This window comes from Microbacterium sp. B19, from assembly GCF_000333395.1.
Classification (GTDB): Bacteria; Actinomycetota; Actinomycetes; order Actinomycetales; family Microbacteriaceae; genus Microbacterium.
On the sequence record NZ_BADA01000157.1, the window covers coordinates 1 to 979 of the forward strand.

The 979-nt window shown below is 71.1% G+C and carries 1 protein-coding gene; it reads left to right on the forward strand.

Features of this window, described 5'->3' with window-relative positions; genetic code table 11:
* Window positions 1-124 precede the first annotated feature (124 nt).
* On the forward strand, window positions 125-757 hold the full coding sequence (locus I5G_RS23935) for a hypothetical protein (RefSeq protein WP_022878298.1): 633 nt from the start codon (window positions 125-127) through the stop codon (window positions 755-757).
* Window positions 758-979: the final 222 nt, after the last annotated feature.

Here is a 979-nt window from a genome sequence, read left to right on the forward strand (position 1 = left end):
TCCCGCGTTCGTCGCTCCGCCTGGTGGAGCCGGCGTCCGACGAAGAGGACGAGCCCGTCGACTGGGATTTCGACCAGCCGACTCAGGCCTGACACTAGCGACGGCCCTTTCGTAGAGTGGGGCCATGGGGAAGCGAAGCGTGACGTGGCGTGTCGGGGGCATCCTGCTCGGGGTCTGCGGCCTCCTCACCCTCGGCGGAGCGCAGGTGATCGGTCCGGGGTACGCGATGCAGCTGGTGATCGATGTGTCGTGGGCACTCGGCATCCTGGTCTTCGCGTTCGGTTTCGGCCGCGCCGGGAGCGTCGTGGCTCGACGGCCGCTTGGGGTGTCCGCTCTCGTCGTCCTCGCACTCGCTCCGCTCGTCGTGAACCTCGCCTACAACGTGGCCTCGCCGCAGGTCGTGTCGGCGGACACCTCCACCGCGTGGACGGCCTTCGCCGTGTCGCTGAGTGCATCGGTCGTGTCCATCGCGGCCGGCGTGATCGCCGCGACGCAGATCGCCCGGCTCGGCGCGGTTCCCGCGCGCTGGCGGTGGGCGCCGATGTGGGCGCTCGGGATCAGCGTCGGCTGCGCCGTGGTGATCCAGGTCGTGTGGGGTGTGCTGGGTGCGGCGGGTGCGGACCAGAGTGCGATGGTCGCCGCGGGCGCGATCGGGACGATCGGCCTGCTCGCCCCCACGCTGGGCCTGGGCGTCGTCGCTCTCATCGCCGCCTCGACCGACCGTCCCGAGGCGGTCGAGGTCTTCCGCTCCTCCTGAGTCTCCCGTCGACCGGCCCCCGCCGGTCAGCGGGGTCGGATACACCCGAGGGTGGATGACGTCCGCCCGGCGTGAAAGGGACGATGAGTCGTCGGATCATTTCCCGCGATCGACGCTCACCCGATCGGAGCCCCAATGCCGCCGACCGCCGTCACGCCGGCCCGCTTCGGGTCGAGGCATCGACGCACACGCGAACGGACTCCGCGTTCGTCGCCGCGTCGT

Coding starts and splice junctions, on each gene's coding strand:
- I5G_RS23935 (WP_022878298.1), top strand. CDS start 125: ATGGGGAAGCGAAGCGTGACGTGGCGTGTCGGGGGCATCCTGCTCGGG.